At 56.2% G+C, this 20,572-nt stretch carries 19 protein-coding genes; 11 read left to right on the top strand and 8 right to left on the bottom strand.

The features are described from left to right. Positions 1–41 precede the first annotated feature (41 nt). From pcnB to panD, 5 genes are all read left to right on the top strand, one after another. Complete coding sequence (gene pcnB, locus WFM46_RS01840; RefSeq protein ID WP_210405546.1) at positions 42–1,439, top strand: polynucleotide adenylyltransferase PcnB; 1,398 nt, start codon at positions 42–44, stop codon at positions 1,437–1,439. Next, on the top strand, positions 1,436–1,915 hold the full coding sequence (gene folK / locus WFM46_RS01835; protein WP_156653924.1) for a 2-amino-4-hydroxy-6-hydroxymethyldihydropteridine diphosphokinase: 480 nt from the start codon (positions 1,436–1,438) through the stop codon (positions 1,913–1,915). Before pcnB ends, folK begins: the two co-directional genes overlap by 4 nt. Before the next feature lie 122 nt (positions 1,916–2,037). Further along, the gene (gene panB / locus WFM46_RS01830; protein ID WP_103178311.1) at positions 2,038–2,829 is read left to right on the top strand and encodes a 3-methyl-2-oxobutanoate hydroxymethyltransferase; all 792 of its coding nucleotides are present in this window, start codon (positions 2,038–2,040) and stop codon (positions 2,827–2,829) included. A gap of 11 nt (positions 2,830–2,840) precedes the next feature. Further along, complete coding sequence (gene panC / locus WFM46_RS01825) at positions 2,841–3,695, top strand: pantoate--beta-alanine ligase (RefSeq protein WP_103823278.1); 855 nt, start codon at positions 2,841–2,843, stop codon at positions 3,693–3,695. 85 nt (positions 3,696–3,780) lie between these two features. Beyond that, entirely contained in the window at positions 3,781–4,161 is a 381-nt protein-coding gene (panD, locus tag WFM46_RS01820; RefSeq protein WP_032616579.1) for an aspartate 1-decarboxylase, read from the top strand. A gap of 2 nt (positions 4,162–4,163) precedes the next feature. On the opposite strand, the gene WFM46_RS01815 is transcribed toward panD, so the two are convergent. The 4 genes from WFM46_RS01815 to WFM46_RS01800 form a co-directional block, all read right to left on the bottom strand. Continuing rightward, positions 4,164–5,411 carry a polysaccharide deacetylase family protein gene (locus tag WFM46_RS01815; RefSeq protein WP_103178309.1) on the bottom strand — a complete coding sequence of 416 codons (1,248 nt, stop codon included), beginning with the start codon at positions 5,409–5,411 and terminating at the stop codon, positions 4,164–4,166. Between the two features lie 62 nt (positions 5,412–5,473). Next, on the bottom strand, positions 5,474–5,914 hold the full coding sequence (locus tag WFM46_RS01810; protein WP_156653922.1) for a PTS sugar transporter subunit IIA: 441 nt from the start codon (positions 5,912–5,914) through the stop codon (positions 5,474–5,476). 105 nt (positions 5,915–6,019) lie between these two features. Further along, positions 6,020–6,790: an ABC transporter permease gene (locus WFM46_RS01805; RefSeq protein WP_103178307.1), complete on the bottom strand. Its 771-nt coding sequence runs from the start codon at positions 6,788–6,790 to the stop codon at positions 6,020–6,022. Further along, positions 6,787–7,713, bottom strand: a complete 927-nt coding sequence (locus tag WFM46_RS01800) for an ABC transporter ATP-binding protein (protein WP_103178306.1) — start codon at positions 7,711–7,713, stop codon at positions 6,787–6,789. Before WFM46_RS01800 ends, WFM46_RS01805 begins: the two co-directional genes overlap by 4 nt. A 107-nt stretch (positions 7,714–7,820) precedes the next feature. Here WFM46_RS01800 and can point away from each other — a divergent pair, with 107 nt between their 5' ends. Further along, positions 7,821–8,483 carry a carbonate dehydratase gene (gene can / locus WFM46_RS01795; protein ID WP_103178305.1) on the top strand — a complete coding sequence of 221 codons (663 nt, stop codon included), beginning with the start codon at positions 7,821–7,823 and terminating at the stop codon, positions 8,481–8,483. A 76-nt stretch (positions 8,484–8,559) separates the two neighbouring features. On the opposite strand, the gene hpt is transcribed toward can, so the two are convergent. Then, entirely contained in the window at positions 8,560–9,096 is a 537-nt protein-coding gene (gene hpt / locus WFM46_RS01790) for a hypoxanthine phosphoribosyltransferase (protein ID WP_103178304.1), read from the bottom strand. 205 nt (positions 9,097–9,301) lie between these two features. Here hpt and WFM46_RS01785 point away from each other — a divergent pair, with 205 nt between their 5' ends. Continuing rightward, complete coding sequence (locus tag WFM46_RS01785; RefSeq protein WP_336996958.1) at positions 9,302–11,689, top strand: glucose/quinate/shikimate family membrane-bound PQQ-dependent dehydrogenase; 2,388 nt, start codon at positions 9,302–9,304, stop codon at positions 11,687–11,689. 90 nt (positions 11,690–11,779) lie between these two features. Here the strand turns inward: WFM46_RS01785 and cueO are convergent, their stop codons facing one another. Further along, on the bottom strand, positions 11,780–13,333 hold the full coding sequence (gene cueO, locus WFM46_RS01780; RefSeq protein ID WP_180210894.1) for a multicopper oxidase CueO: 1,554 nt from the start codon (positions 13,331–13,333) through the stop codon (positions 11,780–11,782). A 145-nt stretch (positions 13,334–13,478) separates the two neighbouring features. On the opposite strand from cueO, the gene WFM46_RS01775 reads away from it, so the two are divergent. From WFM46_RS01775 to speD, 3 genes are all read left to right on the top strand, one after another. Continuing rightward, complete coding sequence (locus WFM46_RS01775; RefSeq protein WP_103178301.1) at positions 13,479–13,826, top strand: YacC family pilotin-like protein; 348 nt, start codon at positions 13,479–13,481, stop codon at positions 13,824–13,826. Between the two features lie 110 nt (positions 13,827–13,936). Further along, the gene (speE, locus tag WFM46_RS01770) at positions 13,937–14,794 is read left to right on the top strand and encodes a polyamine aminopropyltransferase (RefSeq protein WP_336996957.1); all 858 of its coding nucleotides are present in this window, start codon (positions 13,937–13,939) and stop codon (positions 14,792–14,794) included. Between the two features lie 5 nt (positions 14,795–14,799). After that, the gene (gene speD, locus WFM46_RS01765; RefSeq protein ID WP_103181029.1) at positions 14,800–15,594 is read left to right on the top strand and encodes an adenosylmethionine decarboxylase; all 795 of its coding nucleotides are present in this window, start codon (positions 14,800–14,802) and stop codon (positions 15,592–15,594) included. 30 nt (positions 15,595–15,624) lie between these two features. Here the strand turns inward: speD and yacL are convergent, their stop codons facing one another. Beyond that, positions 15,625–15,987, bottom strand: a complete 363-nt coding sequence (gene yacL, locus WFM46_RS01760; RefSeq protein WP_103178299.1) for a protein YacL — start codon at positions 15,985–15,987, stop codon at positions 15,625–15,627. Between the two features lie 157 nt (positions 15,988–16,144). Continuing rightward, positions 16,145–18,742 carry a bifunctional aconitate hydratase 2/2-methylisocitrate dehydratase gene (gene acnB / locus WFM46_RS01755; RefSeq protein WP_156653918.1) on the bottom strand — a complete coding sequence of 866 codons (2,598 nt, stop codon included), beginning with the start codon at positions 18,740–18,742 and terminating at the stop codon, positions 16,145–16,147. A 314-nt stretch (positions 18,743–19,056) separates the two neighbouring features. Here acnB and WFM46_RS01750 point away from each other — a divergent pair, with 314 nt between their 5' ends. Next, complete coding sequence (locus WFM46_RS01750) at positions 19,057–20,562, top strand: DUF3300 domain-containing protein (protein ID WP_336996956.1); 1,506 nt, start codon at positions 19,057–19,059, stop codon at positions 20,560–20,562. The last annotated feature ends 10 nt before the right edge of the window (positions 20,563–20,572 follow it).

The following is a 20,572-nucleotide window of genomic DNA, read 5'->3' as shown; positions in this document are numbered from 1 at the left end:
TTTTGTCCTGAATTCTGAAACACACACTACCGAGGTGTACTATTTTTACCCGAGTCGCTAATTTTTGCCGTAAGGTGCTGAGCCGCGATGAGAGCATGGCGGATGACGTCATTGTTCAAAATACGATGTCGGTTATTCCGCGCGAACAGCATGCTATTTCCCGCAAAGATATCAGTGAAAACGCCCTTAAGGTGCTTTATCGCCTGAATAAAGCTGGCTATGAGGCGTATCTCGTTGGTGGCGGGGTGCGTGACCTGTTGCTGGGCAAAAAGCCGAAAGATTTTGACGTGACCACCAGCGCCACGCCTGAGCAGGTGCGTAAATTATTCCGCAACTGCCGTCTGGTTGGCCGCCGCTTCCGTCTTGCTCACGTGATGTTTGGGCCGGAGATCATCGAAGTGGCCACCTTCCGTGGTCATCACGAAGGCACGCCAACCGATCGCACCACTTCCCAGCGCGGCCAGAACGGTATGCTGCTGCGTGACAATATCTTCGGTTCTATCGAAGAAGATGCCCAGCGTCGCGATTTCACTATCAACAGCCTTTATTACAGCGTGGCTGACTTTACCGTCCGCGATTTCGTGGGTGGGGTGCCGGACCTGAAAGCGGGTCTGATTCGCCTGATCGGCAACCCGGAAACCCGCTACCGCGAAGATCCGGTGCGGATGCTGCGTGCCGTGCGTTTTGCCGCCAAGCTGGGTATGCACATCAGCCCGGAAACCGCCGAGCCGATCCCGCGCCTGGCGACGCTGATCAACGATGTACCCCCGGCGCGTCTGTTTGAAGAGGCGCTGAAGCTGCTGCAGGCTGGCCACGGTTTTGCCACCTATCAGCTGCTGCGCGAATACAGCCTGTTCCAGCCCCTGTTCCCGACCATTACGCGCAACTTCACTGAAAAAGGTGATAGCGCGATGGAACGTATCATCGACCAGGTGTTGAAGAATACCGATAACCGCATTCAGAACGATATGCGCGTTAACCCGGCATTCCTTTTTGCGGCGATGTTCTGGTATCCGCTGCTGGAAACAGCACAGAAGATTGCTCAGGAGAGCGGTCTGGCCTACTACGATGCCTTCGCCCTGGCCGCTAACGATGTGCTGGATGAAGCCTGCCGTTCGCTGGCGATCCCGAAACGCATCACCACGCTGGTGCGTGATATCTGGCAGCTTCAGCTGCGGATGTCCCGTCGTCAGGGTAAACGCGCATGGAAGTTAATGGAGCATCCAAAATTCCGTGCGGCTTACGATCTGATGGCCCTGCGTGCCGAAGCGGAGAACAACCGCGAGCTGCAGGCGCTGGTGCAGTGGTGGGGTGAGTTCCAGGTTTCTGCGCCACCGGCGCAGAAGGACATGCTGACCGGTCTCGATGAAGAGCCGGCGCCGCGTCGCCGCCATCGTCGTCCACGTAAGCGTGCTCCACGCCGCGAAGGGGCCGCATGACGCTGGCCTATATCGCCATCGGCAGTAATCTGGCCTCTCCGCTGGAGCAGGTCAATGCTGCCGTCCAGGCGCTGGGCGACATTCCGCAGAGCCGCGTTGTCGCCCTCTCCTCTTTCTATCGCACGCCCCCGCTGGGCCCGCAGGATCAGCCCGACTACCTCAACGCCGCCATTGCGCTGGAAACCGCCCTTAGCGCCGACGCGCTGCTGGACAACACCCAGCGCATTGAGCTGCAGCAGGGGCGCGTGCGTAAAGAAGAGCGCTGGGGACCGCGCACCCTCGATTTGGATATCATGTTGTTTGGTGATGCGGTGATTAACACCGAACGCCTGACCGTGCCGCATTACGACATGAAACGCCGCGGCTTTATGCTCTGGCCGCTGTTTGAAATTGCCCCCGACCTGATCTTCCCCGATGGCGAAAGTCTGAGCGCCCTGCTGACGCAGCTTAACGCCGAAAAACCAGCTCACTGGTAACAGTAAATTTCCGTTGATTAACCATGAAATATTTATGGTTAATCGGTTACGTAAAATCATTGTTCCCCCGAATGTTACTGTTAGAATGCGCAAAGATTCGCTTTGGGCTATCAGGAAACAGTATGAAACCAACCACCATCGCTACCCTGCAGAAATGCAAACAGGACAAGCAGCGCTTCGCCACCATTACCGCCTATGACTACAGCTTCGCCAAACTCTTTGCCGAAGAGGGCATTAACGTCATGCTGGTCGGCGACTCGTTAGGGATGACGGTCCAGGGACATGACTCCACTCTGCCGGTAACGGTAGAAGATATTGCTTATCATACCCGGGCGGTTCGCCGCGGAGCCCCAGCTTCTCTGCTGCTCGCCGATCTCCCGTTTATGGCCTACGCCACACCGGAGCAGGCGTTTGAAAATGCCGCCACGGTGATGCGCGCCGGTGCCAACATGGTCAAAGTGGAAGGCGGCGCCTGGCTGGTTGAGACCGTACGCATGCTCACCGAGCGCGCGGTGCCGGTATGCGGCCATCTGGGGTTAACCCCGCAGTCGGTCAATATCTTCGGTGGCTATAAGGTGCAGGGCCGCGGTGACGCTGCCCAGACCCTTTTTGATGATGCGCAGGCGTTAGAAGCCGCAGGGGCACAGCTGCTGGTGCTGGAGTGCGTGCCGGTGTCGCTGGCGAAACGCATTACCGAGGCGCTTTCTATTCCGGTGATCGGCATTGGCGCCGGTAACGTCACCGACGGACAAATTCTGGTGATGCACGATGCATTTGGCATTACCGGCGGGCATATCCCAAAATTTGCGAAGAATTTCCTTATCGACGCAGGCGACATGCGCGGCGCAGTCAGGCAGTATATTGCCGACGTTGAATCGGGTGTTTACCCGGGTGAAGAACACAGTTTCCAGTAAGGAGTCTTGTTGTGCTAATCATTGAAACCCTGCCGCTGCTGCGCCAGCATATTCGTCGCCTGCGCCAGGAAGGTAAACGTATCGCGCTGGTTCCCACCATGGGCAACCTGCATGACGGCCACATGAAGCTGGTGGACGAAGCCAAAGCCCGTGCCGATGTGGTAGTGGTGAGCATTTTCGTTAACCCGATGCAATTTGACCGTGCCGACGACCTGGCCCGCTACCCGCGCACGCTGCAGGAAGATTGCGAGAAGCTGAAAAAGCATCAGGTCGATTTCGTCTTCGCCCCGGCACCGAATGATGTCTATCCTAAGGGTACGGAAGAGACGACCTATGTGGACGTACCGGGTATCTCCACCATGCTGGAAGGCGCCAGCCGTCCGGGTCATTTCCGCGGTGTTTCTACCATCGTCAGCAAGCTGTTTAACCTTGTGCAGCCGGATATCGCCTGTTTCGGCGAGAAAGATTTCCAGCAACTGGCGCTGATCCGCAAGATGGTAGCCGACATGGGCTACGACATCGACATCGTTGGCGTACCGATCGTGCGTGCCAAAGATGGCCTGGCGCTGAGCTCCCGCAACGGCTACCTCACCGCTGACCAGCGTAAAATCGCGCCGGGTCTGTATAAGGTGATGAGCGCGATGGTTGAAAAGCTGCAACAGAAGGCGCTGAGTAGTGAAGAGATTATCGCCATTGCCGAACAGGAGCTGAATGACAAAGGCTTCCGGGCTGATGATATTCAGATCCGCGATGCCGATACGCTGCTGGAGCTCTCTGCCACCAGCAAACGCGCGGTGATCCTGGTTGCTGCATGGCTCGGTCAGGCGCGCCTGATCGACAACAGTGTCGTTGAACTGGCTCAGTAATCACTGAGCTGATAGATAGCTAATGGATTAGTTTCCCTTCCCACTTGCGGGCAAGTGGGTTACGAAGAAGAGTAAAGGTAACATCATGATTCGCAAAATGTTGCAAGGTAAGCTTCACCGTGTGAAGGTCACTCAGGCCGATCTGCACTATGAAGGCTCCTGCGCGATCGATCAGGATTTTCTCGACGCGGCGGGTATTCTTGAAAACGAAGCCATTGATATCTGGAACGTGAGTAACGGCAATCGTTTCTCAACCTATGCTATCGCGGCTGAACGAGGTTCTAAAATCATCTCCGTGAACGGTGCGGCCGCGCACTGTGCCAACGTGGGCGATATCGTCATCATCGCCAGCTTCGTTATGATGTCCGACGAGGAAGCCCGCCGCTGGCAGCCGAAAGTGGCCTATTTCGAAGGCGACAACGACATGAAACGCACCGCGAAAGCGATCCCCGTTCAGGTTGCCTGATGCTACCCCTGCGGCTGATTGCTGATCAGCCGCGACATGGTCTCTAAAGAATCCGTTCTGAGAACGTACAAACGCTTTAACAAGAACGGATTATCTCCCGGCTTTACCTTGCCTTTTACCGTCGTCACCGCCAGATGAAAACCGGCGTCATTCGCCGCTTTTACCGCATTATCGTTGTAACCGCCAAAGGGGTACGAAAGATAGAGCACGTGCGGGTTAAACTGCGCCAGCGCGCGGCGGGAGTGTTTGAAATCCATCACGATGTTGTGGTAACTGCGGCTGAGCAGGATCGGATGGCGGTTATTGTCCACCCGGTGCAGGAAATGGGTGTGCGACTGCACGTCAAAAACATCCTGGATCTCCCGCAGCTCGGAAATGCTCATAAACTGCAGCGTCTTTGGATCCCACTTCTGCGGATGCGCTTTGATGCGCGACGAGATAATAAAGGCCGTGGCGTGAAAGCCGTACTGCCTGAGGATTGGCCAGGCGTAGCGGCTGACCGATTTCAGGCCGTCGTCAAAGGTGATCACCACTGCCCTGGCGGGCAGGTTCATTTTGTTACGCACATAACCTTCGAGCTGATACAGGGTCAGCGTGGTATAGCCCTGGTCGCGCAGCCAGGTCATCTGGTTATTGAAGGCACGTACGCTGGTGGTGGTTGAGGTATGGCGGAAACGGGTGTTCTCTTCATCGCGCAGGATATGGTGATAAGTGAGCACCGGCAGGCCATTATCTTCCTGCGCATCCAGGCTGCTGACCCAGGCCAGACGGTTAGCGATGCGGATCTGATACCAGGTCTGATTCAGGCGATCCTTGAGTTTATTGAGGATCGGATAGCGCAGATTATCTGCCAGCGTACCGAACGGGGCGCTACCGGCGCTGGGCGCGTTGTAGATCGGCGTATCCTTCCACGTAATTAAATTCTGGTTGCTGAGAGGCTTATTCAGATCGCCCAGGCTATCCTCCACCCGCTGTTTGCCCTGCACTTCGCCCAGATGCCCTTTGTCGATAAAACCGGTGCCAAAGCCAAACCGGAACTCATAGTAATCTGCCGGGGTGGGAGAAACGGCGATGATCTGCCCGGCGCGCACATTGCCGACGGTCACGACGCGGTTACCTACCTGCGCCCAGATGGTGGCATCTTCGGTGGTTTGCATATAACGGGCCGGAGCCCCTTGCGGGCTTAGCAGACTGGCAGAAGCGCCGCCGGAAACCAGCAGAAGAAGCAGAAGAAAAATACGCGAGAACATAGAGAATTATTCAGTACGAAAATCGGACGACATTGTAGCAAAAGCACCGGTAATACCAATGTTTAATATTTCTCCGGTCCATGCAGCAGAACGAAGGGCGGGTTTTTCTGCTGCTGGTGCCACAGGCTGCTGACGTCCGGCGCGCCGTGGGCCACGATGGTGTTACGAAAGCTGACGCTGTCGGTCGTTTCACGCAGGGGGTACATCATCTCCAGCAGCGGATAGCTTATCCCGGAGATCACTTCGCAATTCTCATGCTTATGGCTGAGCAGGGCGGCTGCGCGATACGGCGCAGCGCCGGAGATGTCGGTCAGAAAGATCACCCCGTCACCGCTGTCGGCATGATGCTGGGCATCACACAACATACGGCTGAGCATATTGCAGCTTAAGCCGCGCCAGAAATTGACCACCTGGCATTGCTCCAGCGGCCCAAAGCGAGCGGCAAGCCGATCCGCCATCAGCTGCGCGTGTTCTTCATGGCACGTTATTACCCAACCCAGCATCGTCACCTCTCATCAGAAAGGGGTAGTGTAGCGGGAGAGATAAGGTATGGGGGTGACGGTGGTCAATAAAGCGGCCCGGCAACAGAACGCCGCCGGGCCTGATGGTTAGCTACGCAGCCCGCGTCCGCGCTGGATCAGATTCCAGCACAGCAGATAGAAGGCAACGATAAAGATCACCAGCACGCCAACGGTTGTCACCAGTGGCACATCGGAAATGCCGAGGAAACCAAAGCGGAAGCCGCTGATCATATAGACGATAGGGTTCAGGTGTGACAGCCCCTGCCAGAACGGCGGCAGCAGCGTCAGGGAGTAGAAGACCCCACCGAGGTAGGTGAGCGGCGTCAGGACGAAGGTCGGGATCAGGCTGATATCGTCAAAGGTTTTGGCGAATACCGCGTTCAGCAGCCCCGCCAGAGAGAACAGTATCGCCGTCAGCAGCAGCGTCAGGCCGACAAACAGCCAGGAGTGCACCTGGAATGGCACAAAGAACAGCGAAACGGCGGTGACCAGAATGCCGACGCAAAGGCCGCGCGCGACCCCGCCCCCGACGTAACCGGCGATGATGACGTGGGTAGGCACCGGCGCCACCAGCAGCTCTTCAATGTTGCGCTGGAACTTGGCGCTGAAGAACGACGACGCCACGTTGGCGTAGGCGTTGGTGATGACCGCCATCATGATCAGGCCCGGCACAATAAACTGCATATAGGTAAAGCCGTGCATCTCGCCGATGCGCGAGCCAATCAGGTTGCCGAAGATAATAAAGTAGAGGGTCATGGTGATCACCGGCGGAACCAGGGTCTGGATCCAGATACGCATGAAACGGTTGATCTCTTTGGCCCAGATACTTTTCAGCGCCACCCAGTAAAGCTGCATCATGCGCGATCTCCTTGTTTCTCATGGACCAGCGAGACGAAGAGCTCTTCCAGTCGGTTTGCTTTGTTACGCATACTTAATACCTGAATCCCCTGCTCGCTCAGCTGGCTGAAGACGCTGTTGATCCCCTGCTCGCGCAGCACTTCCACTTCAAGCGTGGAGGTATCCACCAGACGGTACTGATAGCCGACCAGCTTCGGCAGCGGACTTTTTGCCGCCAGGTCGAGAATGAACGTCTCTGACTTCAGCTTGGAGAGCAGATCTTTCATTGAGGTGTTTTCCACCAGCTCGCCGTGCTGAATGATGCCAATATTGCGACAGAGCATCTCAGCCTCTTCCAGATAGTGGGTGGTGAGGATAATGGTGGTGCCTTTGTCGTTTAAATCCTTCAAAAAGCTCCACATTGAGCGGCGAAGCTCGATATCCACCCCGGCGGTGGGCTCATCGAGGATCAGCAGCTTTGGCTCGTGCATCAGGGCGCGGGCAATCATCAGACGACGCTTCATGCCGCCGGACAACATCCGCGCACGTTCGTTGCGTTTCTCCCACAGATCGAGCTGCTTAAGATACTTTTCGCTGCGCGCGACCGCCTCTTTGCGCTCCACGCCGTAGTAACCCGCCTGGTTCACCACAATCTGTTGTACGGTCTCAAACGGATTGAAGTTAAACTCCTGCGGCACCAGCCCCAGCTGGCGTTTGGCGTTGACCACATCTTTCTCCAGGTCATAGCCAAACACGCTCACCCGGCCGGAGGATTTGTTCACCAGCGAGCTGATGATACCGATGGTGGTGGATTTACCTGCCCCGTTAGGTCCCAGAAGCGCATAGAAATCACCGGCTTCTACTTTGAGATCTATCCCGCGCAGCGCCTGGACGCCGCCCGGATAGGTTTTTTTAAGTTGCTCAAGCTCAAGTGCAATCGCCATGAAATAAACTTACCTATAGTTCTGACACACGTTGTGTGGTTTCATTAAAAGTCGGGTTACCCTATAGTAGCGCAACGCAATCACTCGGTTACAGGCCGTTAGCCTCCATGAATGACATAGATACACTCATCAGCAATAACGCACTATGGTCAAAGATGCTGCTGGAAGAAGATTCCGGATTTTTTGAGAAACTGTCTCAGTCTCAGAAACCACGCTTTCTCTGGATTGGATGCTCCGACAGCCGCGTTCCGGCTGAACGTCTTACCGGCCTTGAACCTGGCGAACTCTTTGTTCACCGCAACGTTGCGAACCTGGTGATCCACACCGACCTGAACTGTCTCTCTGTGGTGCAGTATGCGGTAGATGTTCTGGAAGTCGAACACATCATCATTTGTGGTCACTACGGCTGCGGCGGCGTGCAGGCAGCGGTTGAAAATCCGGAACTGGGCCTTATCGACAACTGGCTACTGCACATTCGTGATATCTGGTTCAAACATAGCTCACTGTTGGGTCAAATGCCGCAGGAGCGCCGCCTGGACACCCTGTGCGAGCTGAACGTGATGGAACAGGTCTACAACCTCGGCCACTCCACCATTATGCAGTCGGCGTGGAAACGTGGGCAGAAGGTGACGATCCACGGCTGGGCGTATGGCATTCACGATGGCCTGCTGCGCGATCTGGAAGTGACCGCAACCAACCGGGAAACGCTGGAGCAGCGCTACCGTCAGGGTGTCTCTAACCTGACTCAGAAGCACGTTAACCACAAGTAAACGCAAAACGGCAACGCAAGTTGCCGTTTTTAGTCCGCAGGCCCGTTAAGCGTAGCGCCAACGGGTAATATCCGCCTTACTCGTCCAGCAGCACCACTTTGCCGACATACGGCAGATGGCGATAGCGCTGCGCGTAGTCAATCCCGTAGCCCACCACAAATTCGTCCGGGATCGAGAAACCGACAAACTCCACGGGAACGTCCACTTCACGGCGGGTCGGTTTATCCAGCAGGGTACAAATCGCCAGCGATTTTGGGCCGCGCAGGCTGAGAATTTCGCGTACTTTTGACAGCGTGTTCCCGGAATCGATGATGTCTTCCACAATCAGAACATCTTTGCCGCGAATGTCTTCATCCAGATCTTTGAGAATTTTAACATCACGGGTGGTCGACATGCCGCTGCCATAGCTGGAGGCGGTCATAAAATCGACTTCATGGGAGACCTGCACTTCGCGGCAGAGATCGGCCATAAACATGAAGGAACCGCGTAACAGACCCACCAGCACCATCTCACTGCCGCTGTCTTTATAATGTTCGGTGATCTGACGACCAAGTTCGGCGATACGCGTTTTGATCTCCGCTTCAGGGATCATCACTTCAACAGTATGTTTCATTTTACTAACCGTATGATTTTATAACGAATTTCTCAATGCCTATGGATTCGCGTCCGGCATCGCTTCATAAGCCCTGAAGTATACCAGCAAATGGATCCTCCTGGCGCATGAGTTCACAAAAGCCATATTTGTGATTCCGATCACACTTGTTAAGTCCTATAATTAATTGCTACTAAATAATTAACAAACTTATCGAGTGTCTTTTATGGCGGAAACAAAAAATCAACATTCACGTTTACTCGTGAGGCTAACAGCCCTGTTCGCTGCATTTTGCGGACTGTATCTGTTAATCGGCGGGGTCTGGCTGGTAGCCATTGGCGGCTCCTGGTACTACCCGGTAGCAGGTGTGGTTATGCTCGGCGTCACCCTGCTTCTCTGGCGCAGTAAACAATCGGCACTGTGGCTCTACGCGGCCCTGCTGCTGGCTACGATGATCTGGGGCGTATGGGAGGTCGGCTTCGACTTCTGGGCTCTGACCCCGCGTAGCGACATTCTGGTCTTCTTCGGTATCTGGCTGATCCTGCCTTTCGTCTGGCGTCGTCTGCTTGTGCGCTCCAGCGGTGCGGTTGCCGCCCTGGTCGTGGCGCTGCTGATTAGCGGTGGCATCCTGACCTGGGCTGGCTTTAACGATCCGCAGGAGGTGAAAGGCACCCTGAATGCGGAATCTACGCCTGCGGCGGCGATCTCCGACGTGGCAGATGGTGACTGGCCTGCCTATGGCCGTAACCAGGAAGGTCAGCGTTACTCCCCGCTGAAGCAGATCAACGCGGACAACGTGAAAAACCTAAAGGAAGCCTGGGTATTCCGTACCGGCGATCTTAAGATGCCGAACGATCCGGGTGAACTGACCAACGAAGTGACCCCAATTAAAGTGGGCAACATGCTTTACCTCTGTACGGCGCACCAGCGTCTGTTCGCGCTTGATGCGGCCACCGGTAAAGAGAAATGGCACTTCGATCCGCAGCTGAAAACCAATAACCAGTTCCAGCACGTGACCTGCCGTGGCGTCTCTTACCACGAAGCGCGTACCGATAACGCCAGCCCGGAGGTGATCGCCGACTGTCCGCGCCGCATTATGCTGCCGGTGAACGACGGTCGTCTGTTTGCCATCAACGCCGAAACCGGCAAGCTGTGCGAAACCTTTGCCAACAAAGGTGTGCTGAACCTGCAGACCAACATGCCGGATCAGACCCCGGGTCTGTATGAACCTACTTCACCGCCAATCATCACCGATAAAACCATCGTGATTGCCGGTTCGGTAACGGATAACTTCTCCGTTCGCGAAACCTCCGGCGTGATCCGCGGTTTTGACGTTAACACCGGTAAGCTGCTGTGGGCCTTCGATCCGGGTGCGAAAGATCCAAACGCTATCCCGTCGGATGAACACACCTTTACCTTCAACTCGCCAAACTCCTGGGCGCCAGCCGCCTATGACGCGAAGCTGGACCTGGTCTACCTGCCGATGGGTGTGACCACGCCGGATATCTGGGGTGGCAACCGCACGCCAGAGCAGGAGCGTTATGCCAGCTCTGTTCTGGCGCTGAATGCGACCACCGGTAAACTGGCATGGAGCTACCAGACCGTTCACCACGATCTGTGGGATATGGACATGCCGTCCCAGCCGACGCTGGCAGACATTACCGTCAACGGTAAAACCGTACCGGTGATCTACGCCCCGGCGAAAACAGGCAACATCTTCGTGCTGGACCGTCGTAACGGCGAGCTGGTCGTGCCGGCACCGGAAAAACCGGTTCCGCAGGGCGCGGCGAAAGGCGACTATGTCACCAAAACCCAGCCGTTCTCCGATCTGAGCTTCCGTCCGAAGAAAGATCTCAGCGGCGCGGACATGTGGGGCGCCACCATGTTCGACCAGCTGGTGTGCCGCGTGATGTTCCACCAGTTGCGCTATGAAGGCATCTTCACCCCACCATCCGAGCAGGGCACGCTGGTGTTCCCGGGTAACCTGGGGATGTTCGAATGGGGCGGTATCTCCGTTGACCCGAACCGTCAGGTGGCGATTGCCAACCCGATGGCGCTGCCGTTTGTCTCTAAACTGATCCCACGCGGCCCGGGCAACCCGATGGAACAGCCGAAAGATGCCCAGGGCACCGGTACGGAATCCGGTATTCAGCCGCAGTACGGCGTGCCGTATGGCGTGACGCTGAACCCGTTCCTCTCTCCGTTTGGCCTGCCGTGTAAACAGCCTGCCTGGGGTTATATCTCTGCGCTGGATCTGAAAACTAACCAGGTCGTCTGGAAAAAACGTATTGGTACGCCACAGGACAGCATGCCGTTCCCGATGCCGATCCCGGTGCCGTTCAATATGGGTATGCCGATGCTGGGTGGTCCAATCTCCACCGCTGGTAACGTGCTGTTCATCGCGGCAACCGCAGATAACTACCTGCGCGCGTACAACATGACCAACGGTGAAAAACTGTGGCAGGGCCGTCTGCCTGCGGGTGGACAGGCCACACCGATGACCTATGAAGTGAATGGCAAGCAGTACGTTGTCATCTCTGCGGGGGGTCACGGTTCGTTTGGGACGAAGATGGGCGACTATATTGTTGCTTACGCATTGCCTGATGAAAAATAAGTGACTAAAAAGCCGGGTGGCGGCTTCGCCTTACCCGGCCTACAGTTCGAGCTCACGTAGGCCCGGTAAGCGTAGCGCCACCGGGCTTTTTTATACCGTGAACCCCAGCATCATCCCGGTATCTTCATGCTCTAACAGATGGCAGTGCGCCATATAGGCATACTCTTTCGGCGCGTCATGATCGAACTTCACTAACACCTCGCTCACTCCGCCTTCAACGCGCACCGTATCCTTCCAGCCTGCGCGATGCACCGCTGGCGCTTTGCCGTTTTCCGTCAGGATGCGGAACTGGGTGCCGTGAATATGGAACGGATGCAGCATCATGTCCCCTTCCCCGGAGATCGTCCAACGTTCATACTGCCCTTTAGCGGCGGCAAACTGCGGCGTGTGCATATCGAAGGCTTTGCCATTGATCCGGTTGCCGTTGTGGAAATCGAACCCATGCATGCTGTGATCCATTCCCCCCATCTGGCCATGATTCATATGGCCCTGCATCTGGCCGTGATGCATCCCCGCCATCGCCTGGTCGCCATACTTCTTCATCAACGCCTGCATGCCCATCATGTCGAGCATCGGGTCCATGGAGAGCTGGAGCTTGCGCTGGGTCAGCCCCTCCAGCGACGGCAGTGCGGGCAGCGTGGTCAGGGTGTCCGGCAGTGCGCCCGAGGCGGTCACCAGCAGCGGCTGAATGCGCAGCACCGGCTGCGGTTTATCGAAGGGGGCAACCGCCATTCCCATCTGGCTTACCGGCAGGGTTACCAGGTCAAAGGGCTTGCCGTCGCTGATGTCCACCAGCACCTCGAAACGCTCCCCCATCAGCATCGGCAGTTCGGTCACTTTTACCGGCTCAGCCAGCAGCCCGCCGTCGCTGGCGACGACATAGAGTGGACGCTTATCGCTGGCGGCGAAATTGAGCGAGCGGGCATTACAGCCGTTGAGCAGACGCAGGCGCAGCCACCCTTTCGGCGCATTGTGCTGCGGGTAGATCGCCCCGTTGGTCAGCAGCGTGTCGCCAAACCAGCCCACCGCGGCGCTCATTACATCCAGTTGATAGTCAATTTGCCCGTCGGCGGTAAATTTCTTGTCCTGCACGATGACCGGTACATCGTCGATGCCCCACTGCTTTGGCAGGCGCAGCAGACGGCTTTCGTCATCTTCAATCAGTACCAGCCCGGCTAACCCCATCGCCACCTGATGGCCGGTTTTACCGTGCTGATGGGGATGAAACCAGCAGGTCGCCGCTCGCTGCTCCGGAGTAAAGGTCACCGTCCGCTGGCCGCCGGGCTTAATGATACCGTGCGGTCCGCCGTCTACCTCACCCGGCACCTCCAGACCGTGCCAGTGGACGGTGGTCTCTTCGTTCAGGGTATTATGAATGTTAACGGTCAGCGCTTTTCCCTTGCGTAGCTGAATGGCCGGGCCCAGCAGGTTGCCGTTGTAACCCCAGGTGGTAGCGTGATGCGCACCAAAGGCGGTTTTCCCCGCCTGCACCACCAGATTCACCTGATTGCGTGCATCGGGAGCGAGTAAATTCGGGATCGGCAAAACAGGCCGCTCGGCGGCAAATGCCGCGCGGCTCCAGAGGGGAAGCGCACTGGCGACGCCCAGTGCGGCAGAATATTTTAAAAAATCACGGCGTTGCATGTTCATCTCCTTATTCGCAGCAGTCAATGTTCTGAGCATAAACCCTCCCCTTGCCGGAAGGTCAAGAAAAGCCGCAATAATAAAGATCGTCGCACCGGCGGGAAGTGTGCTAACGTTGAATTTCCGTGACGTATTGGTAGAAGCAATGAAGACGTTTTTCCGAACAATTCTGTTCAGCACCCTGATGATTAGTTGCGCAAACAGCTATGCGCTGAGTGAAAATGAAGCCGAAGATATGGCGGATTTAACGGCGGTGTTCGTGTTCCTGAAAAACGACTGCGGCTACCAGAATTTACCCAACGGTCAGATTCGCCGCGCCCTGGTCTTTTTTGCTCAACAGAACCAGTGGGATCTGAGCAACTACGACAGTTTTGACATGAAAACCCTCGGTGAAGACAGCTACCGCGATCTCAGCGGCATCGGCATTCCCACGGCAAAAAAATGTAAAGCCCTGGCTCGCGACTCGCTGAGCCTTCTTGCCTACGTTAAGTAAATCCTCATCCGATGCCCCTTTGCTGAATTTATGACCGTGCAACCACGGTCATAGTTAGCTATGATGTTGCCCCCGTTTTATGCGGGTGTTAACAAAGGAGGTATCATCCCATGGCCGAAAAAAATATGTGGCATGAAACGCTGCATGACCATTTTGGACAGTACTTTGCCATTGATAACGTGCTCTATCATGAGAAAACCGATCATCAGGATCTGATCATTTTCGAAAACGCGGCCTTTGGCCGGGTGATGGCGCTGGATGGCGTGGTGCAAACCACCGAGCGTGACGAGTTCATTTATCATGAAATGATGACCCACGTCCCGCTGCTGGCACACGGCAATGCGAAACATGTGCTGATCATCGGCGGCGGCGACGGCGCTATGCTGCGCGAAGTCTCCCGCCATAAATCCATTGAAAGCATCACCATGGTTGAGATTGACGCGGGCGTCGTCTCTTTCTGCCGCCAGTACCTGCCGAACCACAATGCTGGCAGCTACGACGATCCGCGCTTTACGCTTGTGATCGACGACGGCGTCAATTTTGTTAACCAGACGACGCAGACCTTCGATGTGATCATCTCCGATTGCACCGATCCGATTGGTCCCGGTGAGAGTCTCTTTACCTCGGCCTTCTATGAAGGCTGCAAACGCTGCCTGAACCCTGGCGGTATCTTCGTTGCCCAGAACGGCGTCTGCTTCCTGCAGCAGGACGAGGCCATCGACAGCCACCGCAAGCTGAGCCACTACTTTACCGACGTCAGCTTCTACCAGGCGGCAATCCCGACCTATTACGGCGGTGTTTTGACCTTTGCCTTGGCCACGGACCACGATGCCCTGCGCCATCTCTCCCCCGGCATCATTCTGTCGCGCTTCCAGCAGGCGAATCTGACCTGCCGCTATTACAATCCGGCCGTCCATACCGCAGCCTTTGCCTTACCGCAATATTTGCACGATGCTCTGAGGGGGTGAACGAATTGAAAAAGCTGAAACTGCATGGCTTTAACAACCTGACCAAAAGCCTGAGTTTTTGTATTTACGATATCTGCTATGTAAAAACGGCGGAAGAGCGCGATGGTTATATCGCCTATATCGATGAACTCTATAACGCCAACCGACTGACCGAGATCCTGTCAGAAACCTGCTCTATCATTGGCGCCAATATCCTGAACATTGCGCGTCAGGATTATGAACCCCAGGGTGCCAGCGTCACCATTCTGGTCAGCGAGGAGCCCGTCGATCCCACCCTTATCGACCATACGGAGCATCCCGGTCCGCTGCCGGAAGCGGTGGTTGCCCATCTCGATAAAAGCCATATCTGCGTACATACCTACCCGGAGAGCCATCCGGAAGGCGGGCTGTGTACTTTCCGCGCCGATATTGAAGTGTCCACCTGCGGCGTGATCTCCCCGCTTAACGCGCTCAATTACTTAATTCATCAGCTTGAGTCCGATATCGTGACCATTGACTACCGTGTGCGCGGTTTTACCCGCGATATCAATGGTATGAAGCACTTTATCGACCATGAAATTAACTCCATTCAGAACTTCATGTCCGAAGACATGAAAGCGCTGTATGACATGATGGATGTGAATGTTTATCAGGAGAATATCTTCCATACCAAGATGCTGCTTAAGGAATTCGATCTTAAGCACTACATGTTCCATACCCGGCCGGAAGATTTAAGCGAAGATGAGCGCAAGGTCATTACTGACCTGCTGTGGAAAGAGATGCGCGAAATTTACTACGGCCGCAATATCGCGACCGTATAAGATGCGTCAGGAGCAGGGATGCTCCTGATACTATTTCTGCTTCACAAACTCGCGGTAGGCCGCCACCACCTGCAGAAAATCCTCTACGCCGCACAGCGACAGACTCTCTTCATCGTAGTAGCTCATCCCCTCTTCCATCTCGTCGCCGGAAAACTCCAGCTGATTGGCACGAACCATGACCTCTTCGCCATCCATCCACAGCGTGTATTCATGCCCGGCGCGTTGCCAGGATCGTTCACTGCCTTTGACCGTGCGCGCAGCCTGTTCCACTTCATCGAGCAGGCCCAGGTTCTCTTTTACTTCCTCGTTGAACCAGTGACCGACCACCTCGTGGCCCATCGACATCCGCACTTTCACCACACCGGTGATGTCACGCAGAAATTCGTAATCCATAGTATTTTCCTCTGCAAAGCTCTTGCAGTAATTATCGCAGCAGCGGGGAAGAAAAAAAGCCGAACGGGTGGAAGGAATGAAAATAAAAAACCCACCGCATGTGCGATGGGTTTGACAGGCCCGGTAAGCGTCGAGCCACCGGGCAATGAGGCGTTGATTACACCGCCGTCTGGAAGATCACCCCGTCCGCTTTCTCGGTGTACTGAGAGAGCTGGTCGAAGTTCAGATAGCGATAGGTATCCACCGCGGTCTTATCTACCTGCGACACGAAGGTCTGGTACTCTTCCGGCGTTGGCAGTTTACCAATCAGCGCTGCAACCGCCGCCAGCTCCGCAGAGGCCAGGTAGACATTTGCACCGGTACCTAAACGGTTCGGGAAGTTACGGGTAGAGGTGGAAACCACCGTCGCACCGTCAGCCACGCGCGCCTGGTTACCCATACAGAGGGAACAGCCAGGGATTTCGATACGCGCCCCGCTCTTACCAAACACGCTGTAGTAGCCCTCTTCCGTCAGCTGAGCCGCATCCATACGGGTTGGCGGCGCCACCCACAGACGGGTTGGCAGCTGGCCTTTGTGGGTATCCAGCAGTTTACCGGCAGCGCGGAAGTGACCGATGTTGGTCATGCAGGAGCCGATGAACACTTCGTCGATCTTGTCGCCCTGAACGTCAGAGAGCAGACGCGCGTCATCCGGATCGTTCGGCGCACAGAGGATTGGCTCTTTGATGTCAGCCAGGTCGATCTCGATCACCGCGGCATATTCTGCATCGGCATCGGCTTCCAGCAGCTGTGGATCTGCCAGCCATTTCTCCATGCCCTGAATACGACGCTCCAGGGTACGGCGGTCGCCGTAACCTTCAGCAATCATCCACTTCAGCAGCACGATGTTGGAGGTCAGGTACTCGATAATCGGCTCTTTGTTGAGCTTGATGGTACAGCCCGCAGCGGAACGCTCGGCGGAGGCATCGGTCAGCTCGAACGCCTGCTCCACTTTCAGCTCCGGCAGACCTTCGATCTCCAGGATACGGCCAGAGAAGATGTTCTTTTTACCTTTCTTCTCAACGGTCAGCAGGCCCTGTTTGATGGCGTACAGCGGGATCGCATGCACCAGGTCGCGCAGGGTGATGCCCGGCTGCATTTTACCTTTGAAACGCACCAGCACCGATTCCGGCATGTCCAGCGGCATAACGCCGGTCGCGGCAGCAAAGGCCACCAGACCGGAGCCCGCCGGGAAGGAGATACCAATCGGGAAGCGGGTGTGGGAGTCACCACCGGTACCGACGGTATCCGGCAGCAGCATGCGGTTCAGCCAGGAGTGGATCACGCCGTCACCCGGACGCAGGGAGACACCGCCGCGGTTCATGATGAAGTCTGGCAGCGTGTGGTGCGTGGTGACGTCAACCGGCTTCGGATAGGCCGCGGTGTGGCAGAAGGACTGCATCACCAGGTCTGAGGAGAAGCCCAGGCACGCCAGGTCTTTCAGTTCGTCACGGGTCATCGGACCGGTGGTGTCCTGAGAGCCCACGGAGGTCATCTTCGGCTCGCAGTACGCACCCGGACGGATACCGGCTACGCCGCATGCACGGCCAACCATTTTCTGCGCCAGAGAGTAACCACGGTTGCTTTCCGCCACGTCTTTTGCCTGACGGAATACGTCTGAGTGCGGCAGACCCAGCGCTTCACGCGCTTTGGTAGTCAGGCCACGACCGATGATCAGCGGGATACGGCCACCGGCACGCACTTCGTCAATCAGCACGTCGGTTTTCAGTTCAAAGCTCGCCAACAGCTCGTTGGTTTCGTGGTTACGCACTTCGCCTTTGAACGGGTAAACGTCAATCACGTCGCCCATGTTCAGGTTAGAGACATCCACTTCAATTGGCAGTGCCCCCGCATCTTCCATGGTGTTGAAGAAGATTGGCGCGATTTTGCCGCCGAGGCACAGGCCACCGCCACGTTTGTTCGGCACGTGTGGGATATCATCACCCATGAACCACAGCACGGAGTTGGTCGCGGATTTACGGGAAGAGCCGGTACCGACTACGTCACCGACGTAAGCCAGCGGGAAGCCTTTTTTCTGCAGGGCTTCGATCTGTTTGATCGGGCCGACAGCGCCTGGCTGATCCGGCTCAATGCCTTCGCGGGCGTTTTTCAGCATCGCCAGGGCGTGCAGTGGGATATCAGGGCGTGACCACGCATCCGGCGCCGGAGAGAGGTCATCGGTGTTAGTTTCGCCCGTCACCTTGAAGACGGTAACGGTCATTTTTTCCGCCAGCGCAGGGCGGCTCAGGAACCACTCGGCATCCGCCCAGGACTGCATCACCTGCTTCGCGTAGCTGTTGCCCGCTTTGGCTTTCTCTTCTACGTCGTAGAAGTTATCGAACATGAGCAGCGTATGGGACAGGGCTTTGGCGGCGCCAGGCGCCAGCGTGTCGCTGTCCAGGGCATCGATCAGCGGATGAATGTTATAACCACCCTGCATGGTGCCGAGCAGTTCAATCGCTTTTTCAGGGGTAACCAGTGGGGAGGTTGCGTCGCCTTTGGCAATCGCAGCAAGGAAACCGGCTTTTACGTAGGCAGCTTCATCTACGCCTGGCGGTACGCGGTTGATCAACAGATCTAACAGGAATTCTTCTTCGCCTTTTGGCGGATTCTTCAGCAGCTCGACGAGCGCGGCCATTTGGGTTGCATCTAACGGTTTGGGTACAATCCCCTCGGCGGCACGTTCTGCTACGTGCTTACGGTATTCTTCTAGCACGACGGTTCTCCTCGCTCTCATTGTCATATGCGGCGGGCGTTCTCTTCACGCTCCTGTGAGACAGCAGTTTGTAGGGTATATGCCCGATACCGCGTCGGGCAGCATAGCAGGATTTTCAGACAGTGTTAATCTGTTTACAAAAAAGCAACATTAAATTGTTTGCTGAATCGTTAAGCATGGTGTAGCGGTACGCTGCTGTGTAATAAATAGTCACACTCTTTACCCGGAGAAGGCGTACGGTTCCACCCGTAAAGTCAAAAAGTGAGGGTCGGGAAGATTATACTCCCGGCATCACTCTTCCCTTCGGAGTCTTTATGAAGCTGCCCTTTTCCCCAACGTTGCTCGCCCTTCTCTGTAGCGTCGGGCTATTTGCCGCCTCCGGGGTGATGTATGTTAAAAGCCGCGCACCTGAAACCGTAAGTGAAGCTGCGCCAGCTGCCACGGCCGCCACTCCGCCAGCGCCCGCTGTCACCCCGGCTTATAGCGCCGCGCAAATTGACCAGTGGGTTGCGCCCATCGCGCTCTATCCCGACCCCCTCCTGTCACAGATTCTGATGGCTTCGACCTACCCTTCCAGCGTTATCCAGGCGGCGCAGTGGTCGCAGGATAATCCCAAAATGGAGGGTGATGCCGCCATTCAGGCCGTCTCCGGTCAGCCCTGGGACGCCAGCGTGAAATCCCTGGTCACCTTCCCGCAGCTTATGTCGTTGCTGGGCGGCAACCCCGAATGGGTACAAAATCTGGGAGACGCTTTCCTGGCGCAGCCAAAAGATGTGATGGAGGCAGTGCAACGCCTGCGCGCGCTGGCGCAGCAAACCGGGGCGTTAACATCGACGCCGCAGCAAAAAGTGACGGTAGCGACAGTACCCACCTCAACCGCTACGGTGAAAACAGCCTCCACGCCCAGCCAGACGGTGATCAAAATAGAGCCTGCCGACCCGCAGGTGGTCTATGTACCATCCTATAACCCATCTGTGGTGTATGGAACATGGCCCAATGCCAGCTATCCGCCGGTATATCTGCCCCCTTCTCCCGGTCAGCAATTTACCAGCAGCTTTGTGAAAGGGTTTGGCTATAGCCTGGGTGTCGCCACCACCTACGCGCTCTTTAGCAGTATCGACTGGGATCATCACGACGATGACCACCATCATCACGATGACGATCATCACGACGACCATCATCATGATGGTTATTCGCATAATGGCGATAATATCAATATTAACGTTAACAATTACAACAAGATAACCGGAGAGCACCGCACAGATAACCACATGGCCTGGCAGCATAACCCGGCTTATCGCAACGGCGTTCCCTACACCAATAGCCAGCTCGCCAGCCACTTTCACCAGACCCATATTTCCCAGGGGCTGAGCGCGACAGAGCATCAGTCGGTCAACCGCGACAGCCAGCGTCAGGCGGCGATGGCGCAGGTGCAGCAGTCGACGGGCAAATCACTGACCCAGCTCAGGCAACCTGCAACCCTGCATGGACAGCATCCGACCTCCAGCCAGCAGCTTAAACAGATCTCACAGCGGAACAATTTCCGTGGTTACGACAGCCCACAGTCCCGGATGCAGCATCGCCTTAGCCAGCCGCATACTGAGCACAAACAGGCTGCGCGCCCTGTGGAGCATGACTCCCGACCACTACGCGCCAATGCGCTGAGCGGTAACGACAGCCGCTCAGCTAACTGGCGGGCCCAGCAGCAACGCGGGCTGGAAAGCCGCCAACGCGCTTCGCTTAACGGCGAGCAGCGTGCGGACCTGCGAGAGCAGCGGTTCGAACGCCATGTTGAACACCGTGAATTACGCCATCGTTAAGGAAGCCGTC

It is taken from the genome of Leclercia sp. M50, assembly GCF_037150775.1.
In the GTDB taxonomy this organism is placed as follows: domain Bacteria; phylum Pseudomonadota; class Gammaproteobacteria; order Enterobacterales; family Enterobacteriaceae; genus Enterobacter.
Note: the sequence above shows the minus strand (reverse complement) of the source record. Positions and strands in the feature narration are given on the sequence as shown.

Bases quoted from the DNA above. Each gene is read 5' to 3' on its own strand.
- folK (WP_156653924.1), top strand. From the start codon at position 1,436: ATGACGCTGGCCTATATCGCCATCGGCAGTAATCTGGCCTCTCCGCTG.
- panB (WP_103178311.1), top strand. From the start codon at position 2,038: ATGAAACCAACCACCATCGCTACCCTGCAGAAATGCAAACAGGACAAG.
- panD (WP_032616579.1), top strand. From the start codon at position 3,781: ATGATTCGCAAAATGTTGCAAGGTAAGCTTCACCGTGTGAAGGTCACT.
- WFM46_RS01815 (WP_103178309.1), bottom strand. From the start codon at position 5,411: ATGTTCTCGCGTATTTTTCTTCTGCTTCTTCTGCTGGTTTCCGGCGGC.
- WFM46_RS01810 (WP_156653922.1), bottom strand. From the start codon at position 5,914: ATGCTGGGTTGGGTAATAACGTGCCATGAAGAACACGCGCAGCTGATG.
- WFM46_RS01805 (WP_103178307.1), bottom strand. From the start codon at position 6,790: ATGATGCAGCTTTACTGGGTGGCGCTGAAAAGTATCTGGGCCAAAGAG.
- WFM46_RS01800 (WP_103178306.1), bottom strand. From the start codon at position 7,713: ATGGCGATTGCACTTGAGCTTGAGCAACTTAAAAAAACCTATCCGGGC.
- can (WP_103178305.1), top strand. From the start codon at position 7,821: ATGAATGACATAGATACACTCATCAGCAATAACGCACTATGGTCAAAG.
- hpt (WP_103178304.1), bottom strand. From the start codon at position 9,096: ATGAAACATACTGTTGAAGTGATGATCCCTGAAGCGGAGATCAAAACG.
- WFM46_RS01785 (WP_336996958.1), top strand. From the start codon at position 9,302: ATGGCGGAAACAAAAAATCAACATTCACGTTTACTCGTGAGGCTAACA.
- cueO (WP_180210894.1), bottom strand. From the start codon at position 13,333: ATGCAACGCCGTGATTTTTTAAAATATTCTGCCGCACTGGGCGTCGCC.
- WFM46_RS01775 (WP_103178301.1), top strand. From the start codon at position 13,479: ATGAAGACGTTTTTCCGAACAATTCTGTTCAGCACCCTGATGATTAGT.
- speE (WP_336996957.1), top strand. From the start codon at position 13,937: ATGGCCGAAAAAAATATGTGGCATGAAACGCTGCATGACCATTTTGGA.
- yacL (WP_103178299.1), bottom strand. From the start codon at position 15,987: ATGGATTACGAATTTCTGCGTGACATCACCGGTGTGGTGAAAGTGCGG.
- WFM46_RS01750 (WP_336996956.1), top strand. From the start codon at position 19,057: ATGAAGCTGCCCTTTTCCCCAACGTTGCTCGCCCTTCTCTGTAGCGTC.